Origin of the sequence: Actinosynnema sp. NPDC020468, from assembly GCF_040642015.1 — a bacterium.
Taxonomy (GTDB): Bacteria; Actinomycetota; Actinomycetes; order Mycobacteriales; family Pseudonocardiaceae; genus Actinosynnema.
The window spans coordinates 193,686-207,585 of record NZ_JBFAEO010000004.1 but is presented as its reverse complement, the minus strand read 5'-3'; the positions used below and the strand labels follow the sequence as shown (position 1 = coordinate 207,585).

Annotated in this window: 17 protein-coding genes; 11 read left to right on the top strand and 6 right to left on the bottom strand. The window is 72.4% G+C overall.

Features of this window, described 5'->3' with window-relative positions:
* Nucleotide 1 precedes the first annotated feature (1 nt).
* Genes AB0G50_RS05750 through AB0G50_RS05740 form a run of 3 tightly spaced genes read right to left on the bottom strand, consistent with a single transcriptional unit; the run spans nt 2 to nt 2,041 of the window.
* Complete coding sequence (locus AB0G50_RS05750) at nt 2–1,339, bottom strand: acyl-CoA synthetase (protein ID WP_360102670.1); 1,338 nt, start codon at nt 1,337–1,339, stop codon at nt 2–4.
* 34 nt (nt 1,340–1,373) lie between these two features.
* Nucleotides 1,374–1,682 (bottom strand): thioredoxin family protein, encoded by a 309-nt coding sequence (locus AB0G50_RS05745; protein WP_360102668.1) that lies wholly within the window; start codon nt 1,680–1,682, stop codon nt 1,374–1,376.
* The gene (locus AB0G50_RS05740) at nt 1,670–2,041 is read right to left on the bottom strand and encodes a MerR family transcriptional regulator (protein ID WP_360102666.1); all 372 of its coding nucleotides are present in this window, start codon (nt 2,039–2,041) and stop codon (nt 1,670–1,672) included. Before AB0G50_RS05740 ends, AB0G50_RS05745 begins: the two co-directional genes overlap by 13 nt.
* A gap of 72 nt (nt 2,042–2,113) precedes the next feature.
* Between AB0G50_RS05740 and tsaB the strand changes: the two genes are divergently transcribed.
* The 5 genes from tsaB to groL all read left to right on the top strand — a co-directional run bounded on the left by tsaB (nt 2,114) and on the right by groL (nt 6,485).
* The gene (gene tsaB / locus AB0G50_RS05735; protein ID WP_360102664.1) at nt 2,114–2,794 is read left to right on the top strand and encodes a tRNA (adenosine(37)-N6)-threonylcarbamoyltransferase complex dimerization subunit type 1 TsaB; all 681 of its coding nucleotides are present in this window, start codon (nt 2,114–2,116) and stop codon (nt 2,792–2,794) included.
* Complete coding sequence (rimI, locus tag AB0G50_RS05730) at nt 2,791–3,243, top strand: ribosomal protein S18-alanine N-acetyltransferase (RefSeq protein WP_360102662.1); 453 nt, start codon at nt 2,791–2,793, stop codon at nt 3,241–3,243. The genes tsaB and rimI overlap by 4 nt, the downstream gene beginning before the upstream one ends.
* Complete coding sequence (gene tsaD, locus AB0G50_RS05725) at nt 3,236–4,288, top strand: tRNA (adenosine(37)-N6)-threonylcarbamoyltransferase complex transferase subunit TsaD (protein WP_360102660.1); 1,053 nt, start codon at nt 3,236–3,238, stop codon at nt 4,286–4,288. Before rimI ends, tsaD begins: the two co-directional genes overlap by 8 nt.
* Nucleotides 4,289–4,494: 206 nt before the next feature.
* The gene (gene groES, locus AB0G50_RS05720) at nt 4,495–4,788 is read left to right on the top strand and encodes a co-chaperone GroES (protein WP_015105192.1); all 294 of its coding nucleotides are present in this window, start codon (nt 4,495–4,497) and stop codon (nt 4,786–4,788) included.
* A gap of 80 nt (nt 4,789–4,868) precedes the next feature.
* Nucleotides 4,869–6,485 carry a chaperonin GroEL gene (gene groL, locus AB0G50_RS05715; protein ID WP_360102658.1) on the top strand — a complete coding sequence of 539 codons (1,617 nt, stop codon included), beginning with the start codon at nt 4,869–4,871 and terminating at the stop codon, nt 6,483–6,485.
* Between the two features lie 448 nt (nt 6,486–6,933).
* On the opposite strand, the gene AB0G50_RS05710 is transcribed toward groL, so the two are convergent.
* Together AB0G50_RS05710 and AB0G50_RS05705 are read right to left on the bottom strand one after the other, a co-directional pair.
* The gene (locus AB0G50_RS05710) at nt 6,934–7,233 is read right to left on the bottom strand and encodes a WhiB family transcriptional regulator (RefSeq protein WP_360102726.1); all 300 of its coding nucleotides are present in this window, start codon (nt 7,231–7,233) and stop codon (nt 6,934–6,936) included.
* Nucleotides 7,234–7,361: 128 nt separating this feature from the next.
* Nucleotides 7,362–7,499 carry a hypothetical protein gene (locus AB0G50_RS05705; RefSeq protein WP_360102656.1) on the bottom strand — a complete coding sequence of 46 codons (138 nt, stop codon included), beginning with the start codon at nt 7,497–7,499 and terminating at the stop codon, nt 7,362–7,364.
* Between the two features lie 3 nt (nt 7,500–7,502).
* On the opposite strand from AB0G50_RS05705, the gene AB0G50_RS05700 reads away from it, so the two are divergent.
* The 5 genes from AB0G50_RS05700 to AB0G50_RS05680 all read left to right on the top strand — a co-directional run bounded on the left by AB0G50_RS05700 (nt 7,503) and on the right by AB0G50_RS05680 (nt 11,727).
* Nucleotides 7,503–8,420, top strand: a complete 918-nt coding sequence (locus tag AB0G50_RS05700) for a MerR family transcriptional regulator (protein WP_360102654.1) — start codon at nt 7,503–7,505, stop codon at nt 8,418–8,420.
* 11 nt (nt 8,421–8,431) lie between these two features.
* Nucleotides 8,432–9,340: a tetratricopeptide repeat protein gene (locus AB0G50_RS05695; RefSeq protein WP_360102652.1), complete on the top strand. Its 909-nt coding sequence runs from the start codon at nt 8,432–8,434 to the stop codon at nt 9,338–9,340.
* An 80-nt stretch (nt 9,341–9,420) separates the two neighbouring features.
* Nucleotides 9,421–10,017, top strand: a complete 597-nt coding sequence (locus tag AB0G50_RS05690; RefSeq protein ID WP_015805222.1) for a response regulator transcription factor — start codon at nt 9,421–9,423, stop codon at nt 10,015–10,017.
* A gap of 231 nt (nt 10,018–10,248) precedes the next feature.
* Complete coding sequence (locus AB0G50_RS05685; RefSeq protein WP_360102649.1) at nt 10,249–10,821, top strand: sigma-70 family RNA polymerase sigma factor; 573 nt, start codon at nt 10,249–10,251, stop codon at nt 10,819–10,821.
* Entirely contained in the window at nt 10,822–11,727 is a 906-nt protein-coding gene (locus tag AB0G50_RS05680; RefSeq protein ID WP_360102647.1) for an anti-sigma-D factor RsdA, read from the top strand.
* 118 nt (nt 11,728–11,845) lie between these two features.
* Here the strand turns inward: AB0G50_RS05680 and AB0G50_RS05675 are convergent, their stop codons facing one another.
* A complete protein-coding gene (locus AB0G50_RS05675; protein WP_360102645.1) occupies nt 11,846–12,295 on the bottom strand; it encodes a DUF5319 domain-containing protein in 450 nt (149 codons plus the stop codon).
* A gap of 67 nt (nt 12,296–12,362) precedes the next feature.
* Here AB0G50_RS05675 and guaB point away from each other — a divergent pair, with 67 nt between their 5' ends.
* On the top strand, nt 12,363–13,877 hold the full coding sequence (gene guaB / locus AB0G50_RS05670; protein ID WP_360102643.1) for an IMP dehydrogenase: 1,515 nt from the start codon (nt 12,363–12,365) through the stop codon (nt 13,875–13,877).
* Nucleotides 13,878–13,900 lie beyond the last annotated feature (23 nt).

Genomic DNA, 13,900 nt, shown 5'->3' with positions numbered 1-13,900 from the left:
GTCAGCGCAGTTCGCGCTTGAGCACCTTGCCGAGGTCGTTGCGCGGCAACGAGTCCACGTACCGGACCAGTCGCGGCCGCTTGTGCGGCGACAGCAGCCGGGCCACGTGGTCGGCGAGTTCGGCCGGGTCCGGCGCCTCCGCGACCGGCACGACCCAGGCCACGACGCGCTCGCCGAGGTCCTCGTCCGGTTCGCCGGTCACCGCGACCTCGGCCACCGCGGGGTGCTCCAGCAGCGCGTTCTCGATCTCGCCCGCGCCGATCCTGTAGCCGCCGCTCTTGATCAGGTCGGTGGCCCGCCGCCCGACGATCCGCAGGTACCCGTCCGGCTCCACCACGGCCAGGTCGCCGGTGCGGAACCAGCCGTCCCGCAACGCCTCGGCGGTCGCGTCGGGCCGGTTCAGGTACTCCAGGAACAGGTTGGGCCCGCGCACCTCGATCTCGCCGATGCCGTCCTCGCCGTCGGCGTCCACCACGCGCACCCGCACCCCGTCCAGCGGCAGCCCCACGGTGCCCGGTCGCCGGTCGCCGTCCGCGCGCACGCTGGTGTTCATCAGGGTTTCGGTCATCCCGTACCGCTCCACGACCCGCTGCCCGGTCAGGGCGAGGATCCGCTCGTGCACGGTCGCGGGCAGCGCCGCCGAACCGGACACCAGCAGTCGCGCCTGCCGGAACCCCTCGGCGGCGGCCGGTGCCGACGCGATCCGGTGGTACATGGTCGGCACGCCGAAGAACACCGTGCCGTCGCCCGCCAGGGCCTCCGCCGCGGCCTCGACGGTGAACGACCCGAGGTGGTGCACGGTGCCGCCGCGCCGCAGCACGCCGAGCACCCCGAGGCCGAGCCCGTGCACGTGGAACAGCGGCAGGCCGTGCACCACCACGTCGTCGCCGGTCCACTGCCACGCCGCCGCCAGCGCGTCCAGGTTCGACGCGAGGGCCCGCCGGGGCAGCACCACGCCCTTGGGCGGCCCGGTGGTGCCCGAGGTGTAGACGATCAGCGCGGGCGCTTCGTCGTGCGGCTCGGGCAGGTCCACCGGCGGCCCCGACGGCAGCACGTCGTCGATCACCAGGTCCGGCGCGGAGTCGGTGAGGACGTGGTCGAGTTCCCGCTCGCCGATCTTGGGGTTGAGCGGCACCACCGGCACGCCCGCGAGCAGCGCGCCCACGATCGCCACGACGGCCTCCGGCGTGGACCGCGCCCACACCGCCACGCGGCGCTTCCCGACCAGCCCGTGCGCGACCGCGCCGGCCTCCCGCGCCAGCTCCGCGTAGGTCAGTTCCCGCCCGGGGAAGCGCAGCGCGATCTTCGAGGACGGCGAGGCCAAGGCGGGCAGCAGCATGGACCCACCTTGGTGCCCCGCCGTGCCCGCCGCATCACAGATGTGGTTCGAGCCACGCCAGCAGCTGGGCCTTGGGCCGGGCGCCCACGGCCTCGGCGACGAGCTCGCCGTCCCGCCACACCTGGAGCGTCGGGTTGGCCATCACCCGCTGGTCGCGCGTGGTCAGCGGGTTGGCGTCGGTGTCGATCTTGTACACGGTGAGCCCGTCGACCTCGCGGTCGATCTCCTCCAGCACCGGCTCGATCATCCGGCACGGCGGGCACCAGGTGGCCCAGAACTCGACCAGCACCGTCCCGCCGTCCCGGACTCCCTCGCGAAACGTCTCGTCGGTCAACGTGCGCACGGCTTCACCCTTCGTTCGGCTTCCTCCAACTGCGCGCGCACCTGGTCCCGGACGGCGGTCAACCGCTCGACGCACTCGTCCAGCTCGGCGAGCTTGCGCCGGTACACCGCGACCGACGCCGGGCACGAGTCGCCGCTGGCGTGGCCGTCGCGCAGGCACTGCACGAACGGCCGGGTGTCCTCCAGCGCGAACCCGATGCCGGTCAGCGACCTGATCTCGCCCACCAGCCGCAGGTCGTGCTCGTCGTACTCGCGCTGGCCGTTCGACGTCCGTCGCGCGGCCAGCAGCCCCAGGGACTCGTAATAGCGCAGCGCCCGAGTGGTCAGCCCACTCCGCCGCGCCAGTTCTCCGATGCGCACGGTGCCGATCCTCCGAGTTGACGTCGACGTCAGCACAAGTGCAGCACGGCGGTACCCGTAGTCTTAACGGCTGTGCTAGTGCTCGCTGTGGACACCGCCACTCCCGCCGTCACCGCCGGGGTCGTCGAACTGACGCCCGACGCGCCACCCCGCCTGCTGGCGAAACGGGTGACGGTCGACGCCAAGGCGCACGGCGAACTGCTCACCCCGCACGTGCTGGGTGCGCTCGCCGACGCCGGCCACACCCTCGCCGACCTGGACGCGATCGTGGTCGGCGCCGGACCCGGCCCGTTCACCGGCCTGCGGGTCGGCATGGTCACCGCGGGCGCGCTCGGCCAGGCGCTCGGCAGGCCGGTGTACCCGGTGCCGACCCAGGACGCCGTCGCGCTGGACGCGGCGAGCGGCGCGCCGCTGCTGGTGGCCACCGACGCGCGGCGCAAGGAGGTCTACTGGGCCGTCTACGACGCGCGCGGCCGCCGGGTCGAGGGCCCGCACGTGGACCGCGCGGCGGACGTCGTCGGCAGGTCGGCCGCGTTCGGCGTGGTGGCGGCGACCGGCGAGGGGGCGGAGCTGTACGCGGACACCCTGGGCCTGCCGCTGCTCGACGCGCGCCACCCGTCGCCGGAATCGCTGGTCGCGGCGGTCGCCGACCGGGTGCTCGCGGGCGCCGAGCCGGACCCGTTGACCCCGCTCTACCTGCGTCGACCGGACGCGGTGGAGCCGACCGGGCGCAAACGGGTGATCAAGGCATGAGCCCGGCCAGGATCGCGCCGCTGCGGTACGAGGACGTGCCGCGGTGCGCGGAGATCGAGCACGAGCTGTTCCCCGGCGACGACCCGTGGAGCGAGAACGCGTTCCGGGCCGAGCTGGACAACGGCAACTACTACGTCGGCGCGTACGAGGGCGACACCCTGGTCGGCTACGCCGGGCTCGGCCTGACGGACTTCGAGTCGAGCGTGCACACGATCGCGGTGGCCAAGCCGCAGCAGGGCACCGGCGTCGGCAAGGCGCTGCTGCGGACCCTGCTCGCGCGGGCCGACGCGGACGGGCTGCCGGTGTTCCTGGAGGTCCGCACGGACAACGTGCCCGCGATCACCCTCTACGTCGCGCACGGCTTCGAGCACCTCGGCCTGCGCCGCCGCTACTACCAGCCGTCGGGAGCCGACGCGTACACGATGGGAAGGCCCGCGAACCGTGACTGACCGGCTGATCCTCGGCATCGAGAGCTCGTGCGACGAGACGGGCGTCGGCATCGTCCGGCTCGGCCCCGACGGCGCGCTGGAACTGCTGGCCGACGAGGTCGCCTCCAGCGTCGAGGAGCACGCCCGCTTCGGCGGCGTCGTGCCCGAGGTCGCCTCGCGCGCCCACCTGGAGGCCATGCTCCCGACCATGGAGCGCGCCGTGGCGAAGGCGGGCGTGCGGCTGTCGGACGTGCACTCCATCGCGGTCACGGCCGGTCCCGGGCTCGCCGGCGCGCTGCTGGTCGGCGTGGCGGCGGCGAAGGCGTACGCGGCGGCGCTGGACAAGCCCCTCTACGGCGTCAACCACCTGGCGGGTCACGTCGCGGCGGACACCCTCCAGCACGGTCCGCTGCCGCAGCGCTGCCTCGCGCTGCTCGTCTCGGGCGGCCACTCGCAGTTGCTGCTGATCGAGGGCCTGGCGCACAAGATCACCGAGATCGGCTCCACCGTGGACGACGCGGCGGGCGAGGCCTACGACAAGGTCGCCCGGCTGCTCGACCTCCCCTACCCCGGCGGTCCGCCGATCGACAGGCTCGCCAAGCAGGGCGACGGCTGCGCGATCGCGTTCCCGCGCGGGCTCACCGGTCCGCGCGACGCCAAGTACGACTTCTCCTTCTCCGGCCTCAAGACCTCGGTCGCCCGGTGGGTCGAGCGCAAGGAGCGGGCCGGCGAGGAGATCCCGCTGGCCGACGTGGCGGCGTCGTTCCAGGAGGCGGTGGCCGACGTGCTGACCGCGAAGGCGATCCGGGCCTGCAAGGACCTGGCGATCGACACCCTGGTCGTCTCCGGCGGCGTGGCGGCCAACTCGCGGCTGTCCGCGCTGGCCGCCGAGCGCTGCGCGGAGGCGGGCATCGAACTGCGGGTGCCGAGGCCGCGGCTGTGCACCGACAACGGCGCGATGATCGCGGCACTGGGCGCGCACCTCGTCGCGGCCGGCGCCGAACCGTCGCCGCTGACCCTCTCGACCGTCCCGGGCCTCCCGGTCGACCGGATCCAGGTCGGCTGAGGGCACCCGCACCCGTCGTCCCGCGGAGTGGTCGTCCGGTCACCTCTCCGGGTGACTGGGAGGGGCTCGTTGAAGCGCTGGCACTCGCGTGGGTAGAGTGCCAGGTGCACGGCACCAGCAACCGCCCCGACCCCCGCGACGGCGGGGTGGCAGGAGCCGTAAACAGCAACCTGCCAACGCTTCTGACGACCGTGGAGGTCAGCCCGGTGAGCGTGAACATCAAGCCGCTCGAGGACAAGATCGTCGTCCAGGCCAGCGAGGCCGAGACCACGACCGCTTCCGGCCTCGTGATCCCGGACACCGCGAAGGAGAAGCCCCAGGAGGGCAAGGTCATCGCGGTGGGCCCCGGCCGGATCGACGACAAGGGCAACCGCGTCCCCGTGGACGTCGCCGTCGGCGATGTCGTCATCTACTCCAAGTACGGCGGCACCGAGGTCAAGTACAACGGCGAGGAGTACCTCATCCTCTCCGCCCGCGACGTGCTGGCCGTCATCAACTGACGTTCGGCTGACACGCAGAGCGCCCCGGCGACCCCATCCGGGGCTACCGGGGCGTTTCGCGCACAAGAGAGGCTCAGGCAATGCCCAAGCAGATCAGCTTTGACGAGGACGCTCGTCGGGCGCTCGAGCGCGGCGTGAACAAGCTCGCCGACACGGTCAAGGTCACCCTTGGCCCGCGCGGCCGGCACGTCGTGCTCGACAAGAAGTTCGGTGGTCCGACCGTCACCAACGACGGTGTGACCATCGCCCGCGAGATCGAGTTGGAAGACTCGTTCGAGAACCTCGGCGCGCAGCTCGCCAAGAGCGTCGCCACCAAGACCAACGACGTGGCGGGCGACGGCACGACGACCGCGACCGTCCTGGCGCAGGCCATGGTCCGCGTCGGCCTGCGCAACGTGGCCGCCGGCGCCAACCCCACCTCGCTCGGCCGCGGCATCCAGGCCGCCGCCGACGCCGTCGTGGACGCGCTCAAGGCCAAGGCCACCCCGGTCAAGGGCCGCGACAACATCGCCCAGGTCGGCACCGTCTCCTCGCGCGACGAGTCGATCGGCGCGCTGCTCGGCGAGGCCATCGAGAAGGTCGGCGAGGACGGTGTGATCACCGTCGAGGAGTCCTCGACGCTGGCCACCGAGCTCCAGATCACCGAGGGCGTGCAGTTCGACAAGGGCTACATCTCGGCGCACTTCGCGACCGACCTCGAGGCGCAGGAGACGGTGTTCGAGGACGCCCGCATCCTGCTGCACCGCGAGAAGATCGGCGCGCTGGCCGACCTGCTGCCGCTGCTGGAGAAGGTCGCCGAGGCCGGCAAGCCCCTGGTGATCATCGCCGAGGACGTCGAGGGCGAGGCGCTGTCCACCCTGGTGGTCAACGCCCTGCGCAAGACGCTCCGCGTCGTCGCGGTCAAGGCGCCGTACTTCGGCGACCGCCGCAAGGCGTTCCTGGACGACCTGGCCGTCGTCACCGGCGCGCAGGTCATCGCGGCCGAGGTCGGCCTGAAGCTGTCCGAGTCCGGCCTGGACGTGCTGGGCGGCGCGCGGCGCGTCGTGGTGTCGAAGGACAACACGACCATCGTCGACGGCGCGGGCACCAAGGCCGACGTGGCGGGTCGCGCGGAGCAGCTGCGCCGCGAGATCGAGGCCACCGACTCCGACTGGGACCGCGAGAAGCTCCAGGAGCGGCTGGCCAAGCTCTCCGGCGGCATCGCGGTGATCAAGGTCGGCGCGGCCACCGAGACCGAGCTGAAGGAGCGCAAGCACCGCATCGAGGACGCGGTGGCGGCGACCAAGGCCGCGGTCGAGGAGGGCATCGTCCCCGGCGGCGGCTCGGCCCTGATCCACGCGGCCAAGGTGCTGGACGGCGACCTGTCGCTGACCGGTGACGAGGCCACGGGTGTCGCGATCGTCCGCGAGGCCCTGGGCTCGGCGCTGTTCTGGATCGCGGCGAACGCGGGCCTCGAGGGCGCGGTCGTGGTGAACAAGGTCCGCGAGGGCGACTGGGGCTTCGGCCTCAACGCCGCCACGCTGGTCTACGGCGACCTGCTCGAGGCGGGCATCATCGACCCGGTGAAGGTGACGCGCTCGGCCGTCTCCAACGCCGCGTCCATCGCCCGCATGGTGCTCACCACGGAGAGCGCCATCGTGGAGAAGAAGGAAGACGAGCCCGCGCAGGCCGGTCACGGCCACGGGCACGGCCACTGATCCACGGCTGACGCACGAACGAGGGGGCGACACCCGGCCGGGTGTCGCCCCCTCGGCGTCGCTGAGGACCGGGCGACCGGTGCGGTCGCCCGCCGCCGCCGGTCTCGGCCCGGTCCGGCCGGACCGACCCACTCGGCGTGGGTCGGATCAGGTCGGCGGTCGCTCCGAGCCGCCGGGATCCGCCCACCGCGGTCGGACCGGACGGGCTGCTCGGCGTGAGTCGGGTCGGCGGCTCCGGCGAACCGCCGCGGTCCCCGGCCAGCGGGTTGCGACCGGGCTCGATCGGCCCCGCGTGGCCGGTGCGGTCCGGCGGTCGCGGGGTGCCGCGGCCCGGCCACCTGCGGTGGGTCGGCCCGCGTGGTCGGTGCGGTCCCACCCGACCGGGGTCGGGTTCGTGCGTTCGGGTCGGCGGCCGGTGCGGTCCGGTCGCCGGGTGTGGTCGTGGGTTTCAGGCCGGCGTCAGGTGGTGGCGCTTGCGGGCCTTGATGATGCTGTCGCGTTCTGATTCCGAGAGCCCGCCCCAGATGCCGTACGGCTCCTGCACGGCGAGGGCGTGGCGTCGGCACATCTCCAGGACCGGGCAGGCCAGGCAGACCGCCTTCGCCCTGGCCTCACGCCGGGCTCGGGCCGGTCCGCGCTCACCGTCCGGGTGGAAGAAGAACGCGCTGTCCATGCCGCGGCACGAGCCGCGCATCTGCCAGTCCCACAGATCCGCGTTGGGACCGGGAAGCCTTCGGGTGTCCGCCATCGAGACCGCCTCCTTGGCCCAGGGCCGGAACTGCTCCATTCGGCTTAATGATGATCCACCGTAGAACCGCGCCAAAACTTGTTCAAGGGGGTGCGCGGTCAAATCCTGGCAATTCATTCGATGGGTGATCAGCCCCGGGGCGTCCCGGAGTTGCCCGTGACGTGAGGTGAACGGACGATGTCCGCGTGACGACGCCACCCGACCAGACCGCGGCGCAGCCCGATGGCGAGCGGGAAACCGTTGTCGCAGAAGGTGATCCCGAGCATGCGGTGACCCTCTCGGTGGCGGCGGTGGCCCGTCGGCTCGGCATCGCGCCGGCCACCCTGCGGACCTGGGACCGGCGGTACGGCCTCGGACCCGGTGATCACACCACCGGGCGACACCGGAAGTACGGTCCGCAGGACGTCGCCCGGCTCGAACTGATGCAGCGGGCGCTGCTGCGGGGCGCGTCGAGCGCCGAGGCGGCCAAGTACGCCCTCAGCAACGCCGTGCCCGCGCCCCGCGCGGCCGGCCTCACCGGCGGCGAGTTCGACACCGGGTCGGCGCCGCCGGGCGGTCGGGGGCTCAAGCTCGCGGGCACCAACCGCCGGGCCAGGGGCGTCGGCCGGGCCGCGCTGGCGATGGACTCGGGCGCGCTCCAGTCCCTGCTCGCCGCCGCGCTGGCCGCCGACGGCGTGGTCACCACCTGGAACGACGTGGTCCGGCCGGTCATGGCGGCGATCGCGGCGCGCTGGGAGCACTCGGGCGCGGGCGTCGAGGTGTCCCACCTGTTCGAGGAGTGCGTGCTGGCGTCGCTGGTCCGGGCCACCCCGGTCGTGGCGCAGCCGCGCAACCACCGGCCCGTGCTGCTGACCTGCATGCCCGACGAACGGCACAACCTCCCGCTCTACCCGCTGGCCGCGGCCCTGGCCGAACGCGGCGTCGGGGTGCGCCAGCTCGGCGCGTCCCTCCCGCTCGCCGCCCTGGGCTCGGCCGTGCGCCGCACCGCGCCCGCCGCGGTCGTGCTGTGGGCCCAGCTGCCCCGCTACGCCGATCCGGGCGTGATCACCTCGCTGCCGCGCACCCGCCAGCAGGTCCGGCTGTTCGTCGGCGGACCGGGTTGGGAGCGCGGCGTCGTGCCGGCGCCCGCCGAGCGCCTGAGCACCCTGGAGGGCGCCGTGGACGCCGTGGAGCGCGCGGTCTGCTGAACAATCGGGGTGTGGACGTAGAGGACGCCGCGTTCGGCGCGCACCCCGAGGCCGCCGTCGGGTCCGCCCTGACCTCGCCGGACCCGAGGTCGCGCTGGCTCGCCGCGGTCGTGCTGGGCGCACAGGGGCACTACGCGGCCGCCGCCACCGCGCTGACCCACCTGCTGGCCGCGCCCGCCCCGTACGCCTCCCTGGCCGCCTCGACGCTGGCCTCCCACCACCGCCAACTGGGCGACCACGCGACCGCGCGCACCCTCGACGCGCGCGCCCTGCGCGAGTCGTCCGGTCCGGCGCCCGCGGTCCTCCGTTCCGGCGCCGCGGGGCACGCGTTCGCGGAGGCGCGGGCGGACGCGCTGCTCGGGTTGGCGGCCGACGCGGTCGGTCGCGGCAGGCTCGACGAGGCCCGCCGGCTGCACGCCCGGGTGCGGCCCACCACCTGGCGCAGCGAGGTGCGCCATCGTTGGGTCGGCGCCGAGATCCACCTGGCCGGAGGTCACGCTGAGCGAGCGGTGCCGGAGGCGGAAGCCGCCGCCGAGGTGAGCCGGGCGGCCGGCGGGACGCGACACCTCCTCAAGTCCGACCTCGTCCTGGGGACCGCGTTGGTGGTGTGGGGGACACCCGAAAGCGTCGCCAGAGGGGTCGATCTGCTACTGTGTGACTTAAATCACATCAACCGGAGAGGCCTGATTTCGTTGAGCTGGCCGACGGCGCACGTCCTGTCAGGGGTCGTCACTTTCCGCAATACTGCGGAAGGTGAAAACCTGGCGAAAATCGCCGCAACCGCTCTGAGCTGCGTGTTACGCAGAGCTGATCATCGGAGCCGGCGAGCGGCCTCCGCTTCGCCGTGGGTCCCGACGGCGCTGCTCCGTTCCGGGGAACCCCCGAACGCAGACCCCGGGGCGAACTTCTTGACGGATTAAGCACCGGATCGTGTCAAGGTTCGGGCCCTAGCGTCCGATAGGGGAAGTGGAACGTCACTCGGCTGCAGGAAGGAGTCCCCGTGACCACGGTCCTTATTTGCGACGACCGTCGCAGTGTGCGGGAGGGTCTTACCCGTGTGATGTCGGCTGTCCCAGGGGTCAGCCGCATCGACTGCGTAGCGCACGGTGACGAGTTGTTGGCCCGCTTCTCGCGGCAGCCGGTCGACGTGGTGCTGGTGGGAACCCAGCGCGCCGTCCCGACCGGGGTCGAAGCGACCCGGCGACTCGTCTCGGCCAACCCGCAGGCCAACGTCATCGTCTTCGGCGCGCCCGACGACGCGGGCAGCATCGCCGCCGCCATCGCGGGTGGAGCCCGCGGCTACCTCCGCTGGGACGCCTCGCGCCCCGAGCTGGTGGCCGCGCTGGCGCACACGCTGGCGAGCACGAGCGTGCCCGCGCCCAGGCAACCGTCGGACCCGGGCGTCCAGCTCACCGAGCGGGAACTCCAGGTCCTGCGCGGCATGAGCCAGGGCAAGAGCAACGGGCAGATCGGCCGCGAGCTGTACCTGTCGGAGGACACGGTCAAGACGCACGCGCGCCGGCTCTTCCGCAAGCTCGGCGTCCGGGACCGCGCGCAGGCGGTCGCCCACGGCTTCCGCCGCGGTCTCGTGTCCTGAGCCGGGTCCGGCCGACCCCTACCGACCCCGACTCAGCCCGGTGACGTCACCGTCGCCGGGCTGGTTCGTTGTCCACGTCAGGTCCACTTCGGCGGGCTTCCGGGCGCACCCGTCGCGGAAGCCCGAGGGGGTGGACCGGTACGGTGATGGTCACCGGTACGGGCGACGTCGGTCGTCTTGTGCTGTTCGTTGTCGGTACGCCTACGCGTAACACCAGGGCTGTTGTCTGCGATGACCAACTTGGGGGACGGACTGGACGCCGAAGTGGGCGCAGCCGTCGATGGCGACCGCCACGCGATCGAACGGCTGCTGGCATCCATACGTCCTCTCGTGGTGCGGTACTGCCGCGCCCGAGTCGGAAGGCAGGAGAGGTCGTTCGCCTCGGCGGACGACGTGGCCCAGGAGGTGTGTCTCGCGGTGCTGACGGCCTTGCCCAGCTATCGCGACCAGGGTCGGCCGTTCTTGGCGTTCGTGTACGGCATCGCGGCGCACAAGGTGGCCGACGCTCATCGGTCGGCCGCGCGGAACCGGTCGGAGCCGGTTCCGGAGGTGCCCGACGCCCCGGAGACCGAGGCAGGCCCCGAACAGCGGGCCATGCAGGGCGAACTCACCGGGCGAATGGCCAAACTCCTGAAGGTCCTTCCGGAGAAGCAGCGGGAAATCCTCCTGCTTCGTGTCGTCGTGGGTCTGTCGGCCGAGGAGACCGCCGACGCTGTCGGCTCCACGCCGGGAGCGGTCCGGGTCGCGCAACACCGCGCGCTCGCCCGCCTCCGCCGGACGTTGGCAGCCGAGGAGGTGGTCTGAGTGGCCGACCAGCACGAGAAGGGCAACGGGAAAGACGTGCGCGGACAAGATGAGAGACACCCGCTCACTTCGGATGACGAGCCGGAGGACGACCTCGCGGGCATCCGGGCTGACGACGCCCTGCTGGACGCGCTGGGCGGGCGCGACCTCGATCAGGACAACCCGCTCGTCGACGACGAGCTGAACGCGCTGCTGCTCGCCTGGCGGCGCGACGTCGACAGCCGCCCGGTGGGCGAACTGGTCGACACGGACACCGCGGTGGCGACCATCGCCGCCGCACGCCCCGAACAGCGGGGCCGGCGCTTCCTCATCCCGCTCGCGAGTGCCGCCGCAGTGCTGGCGATCGCGTTCACCGGAGTGAGCCTGGTCGCGCGCGACGCCCAACCGGGTGACGCGCTCTGGGGACTGACCAGGGTCCTCTACTCGGAGCACGCCCGATCGGTGGAAGCCGCCGTGGCGGTGCGCACCGATCTGGACACCGCTCGCGCCGCGTTGCGCGACGGTCGGGTCGAGGATGCACGCAACCTGCTGGAGAAGGCCGGTGCCTCGCTGCCGTCGGTGTCCGCCGACGACGGCAAGGCGGACCTGACGCAGACGCACAACTCGCTCATGCAGGAGTTGACGAGCACCACGCCGCCCGCGCCAGGCACGGGGACCACCAACAGCCCGGCCAAACCGACGAGGCCGACCAAGCCGACGACCACGTCGGCGACCAACCCGCCGACCACGACGTCGACGGTTCCGACCCAGGAGCCGACGACGACCACGTCGCCGACCACCACCACGGTGGACCCGACGACGACCACGGTCACGCCACCGCCGCCGAGCGAGCAGCCCCCCGCGGGCGAGTCGCGCGGCGAGACGCGCGGTGATGTCCAGACGGGTGAAGTCCCGACCGGCGGCTGACGCCGAAGTGACGAAACAGGAACCCGCTCCCGGTCCGCCGGGGGCGGGTTCCTCGTGGTTCGGGGGACGCTGTGGTCGGGGCTGTGGTCGGGATCAAGTGTCCCGTCGGTCACACGGGTCAGCGCGCGGTTTCGCTCGCCGTGACCCCGTCCGCGTAACCGCGGCAGTACTCCCAGCTCACGTACGCCGCCGGGTCAGGGTCGAACGCGGGCTCGTGCGGGCGCATCCGGCCGTCGGCCAGCAGCTGCTCCAGCGAGGACCGCAGCAGCGCCCAGTCGTGGTAGTGCGGCTCGTCGCACTCGCCGCAGTCGACCACGATCCCCCTGACACCGCGGTGTTCCAGCAGCGCCTGGTAGACGGCGAGGTCGCTGATGTCGCCTACCAGTTCGGCCCGCTCGACGTCGTCCATCGGCGGGTGGTCGTGGTCGTCGGGCGTCTCCGCGAGGTCCCTGGCCGGGTCCTCGGGATCGCCCGCGAACGGGTCTGGGGGCAACGCGTCGTGCGGCACGACCCCGCACGGTACCGGCAGGACCCCCGACCGCGTCCAGATACCATGGGCTGAACCCATCGCCGCCTGCGGAATACCCACCCGCGGCCGGCGGGATCACCGCACGACGGAAGGCAAGCAAGCCGCCATGACCAGCGAGCTCAACGCTGACGGAGTCCCGAGCAAGTTCGCGATGCTGGGACTGACCTTCGACGACGTACTGCTGCTGCCCGCCGAGTCGGAGATCATCCCGAGCGCGGTGGACACGACCACCCGGATCTCCCGCAACGTCACCCTGGGCATCCCGCTGGCCTCGGCCGCGATGGACACGGTGACCGAGTCGCGGATGGCCATCGCGATGGCCCGCCAGGGCGGCATCGGCGTGCTGCACCGCAACCTGTCGATCGAGGACCAGGCCCGCCAGGTGGAGACGGTCAAGCGCTCCGAGGCCGGGATGGTGTCCGACCCGATCACGTGCTCGCCCGACGACACGATCAAGCACGTGGACGACCTGTGCGCGCGCTACCGGATCTCCGGCGTGCCGGTGACCGACGGGACCGGCAAGCTCGTCGGCATCATCACCAACCGCGACATGCGCTTCGAGGTCGACCACAACCGCAAGGTCAGCGAGGTCATGACCAACGGCCCGCTGGTGACCGCCCAGGTCGGTGTGTCGGCCGAGGCCGCGCTGGGCCTGCTGCGCCGGCACAAGATCGAGAAGCTGCCGATCGTGGACGGTGACGGCAAGCTCAAGGGCCTGATCACGGTCAAGGACTTCGTCAAGACCGAGCAGTACCCGAACGCGTCCAAGGACCCGGACGGCCGGCTGCTGTGCGCCGCCGCGATCGGTGTCGGCGAGGACGCGTTCGCCCGCGCGATGGCGCTGGCCGACGCGGGCGTCGACGTGCTGATGGTGGACACCGCGCACGGCCACCAGCGCAACGTGCTGGAGATGGTGTCGCGGATCAAGAAGGAACTCGGCGACGCGGTCGACGTGGTCGGCGGCAACGTGGCGACCAGGCTCGGCGCGCAGGCGCTGGTGGACGCGGGCGCGGACGGCGTGAAGGTCGGCGTCGGCCCGGGCTCGATCTGCACGACCCGCGTGGTGGCCGGTGTCGGCGTCCCGCAGATCACCGCGATCTACGAGGCGAACCTGGCGTGCGCGCCGGCGGGCGTGCCGGTGATCGGCGACGGCGGCATCCAGTACTCCGGCGACATCGCGAAGGCCGTCGCGGCCGGCGCGAGCGTGGTGATGCTGGGCAGCCTGGTCGCGGGCACCGCCGAGGCGCCGGGCGAGGTCGTGCTGGTCAACGGCAAGCAGTTCAAGACCTACCGCGGCATGGGCTCGCTCGCCGCGTTGCGCGGTCGGGGCGACAACAGCAAGTCCTACTCCAAGGACCGCTACTTCCAGGACGACGTGCTGTCCGAGGACAAGCTGGTGCCGGAGGGCATCGAGGGGCGCACGCCGTTCCGCGGCCCGCTCTCGCAGGTGGCCTACCAGCTGGTCGGCGGGCTGCGGATGGCCATGGGCTACACGGGTTCCAAGACCATCGTCGACCTCCAGACCAAGCAGCTGGTGCGGATCACCGCGGCCGGTCTGAAGGAGAGCCACCCGCACGACATCACCATGACCGTCGAAGCCCCGAACTACACGACCCGCTAGTCGGTTCCACGAGAGGACGAACA

Coding starts and splice junctions, on each gene's coding strand:
- AB0G50_RS05750 (WP_360102670.1), bottom strand. CDS start 1,339: ATGCTGCTGCCCGCCTTGGCCTCGCCGTCCTCGAAGATCGCGCTGCGC.
- rimI (WP_360102662.1), top strand. CDS start 2,791: ATGAGCCCGGCCAGGATCGCGCCGCTGCGGTACGAGGACGTGCCGCGG.
- groL (WP_360102658.1), top strand. CDS start 4,869: ATGCCCAAGCAGATCAGCTTTGACGAGGACGCTCGTCGGGCGCTCGAG.
- AB0G50_RS05710 (WP_360102726.1), bottom strand. CDS start 7,233: ATGGCGGACACCCGAAGGCTTCCCGGTCCCAACGCGGATCTGTGGGAC.
- AB0G50_RS05705 (WP_360102656.1), bottom strand. CDS start 7,499: ATGCTCGGGATCACCTTCTGCGACAACGGTTTCCCGCTCGCCATCGGG.
- AB0G50_RS05685 (WP_360102649.1), top strand. CDS start 10,249: ATGACCAACTTGGGGGACGGACTGGACGCCGAAGTGGGCGCAGCCGTC.
- AB0G50_RS05675 (WP_360102645.1), bottom strand. CDS start 12,295: ATGGGTTCAGCCCATGGTATCTGGACGCGGTCGGGGGTCCTGCCGGTA.
- guaB (WP_360102643.1), top strand. CDS start 12,363: ATGACCAGCGAGCTCAACGCTGACGGAGTCCCGAGCAAGTTCGCGATG.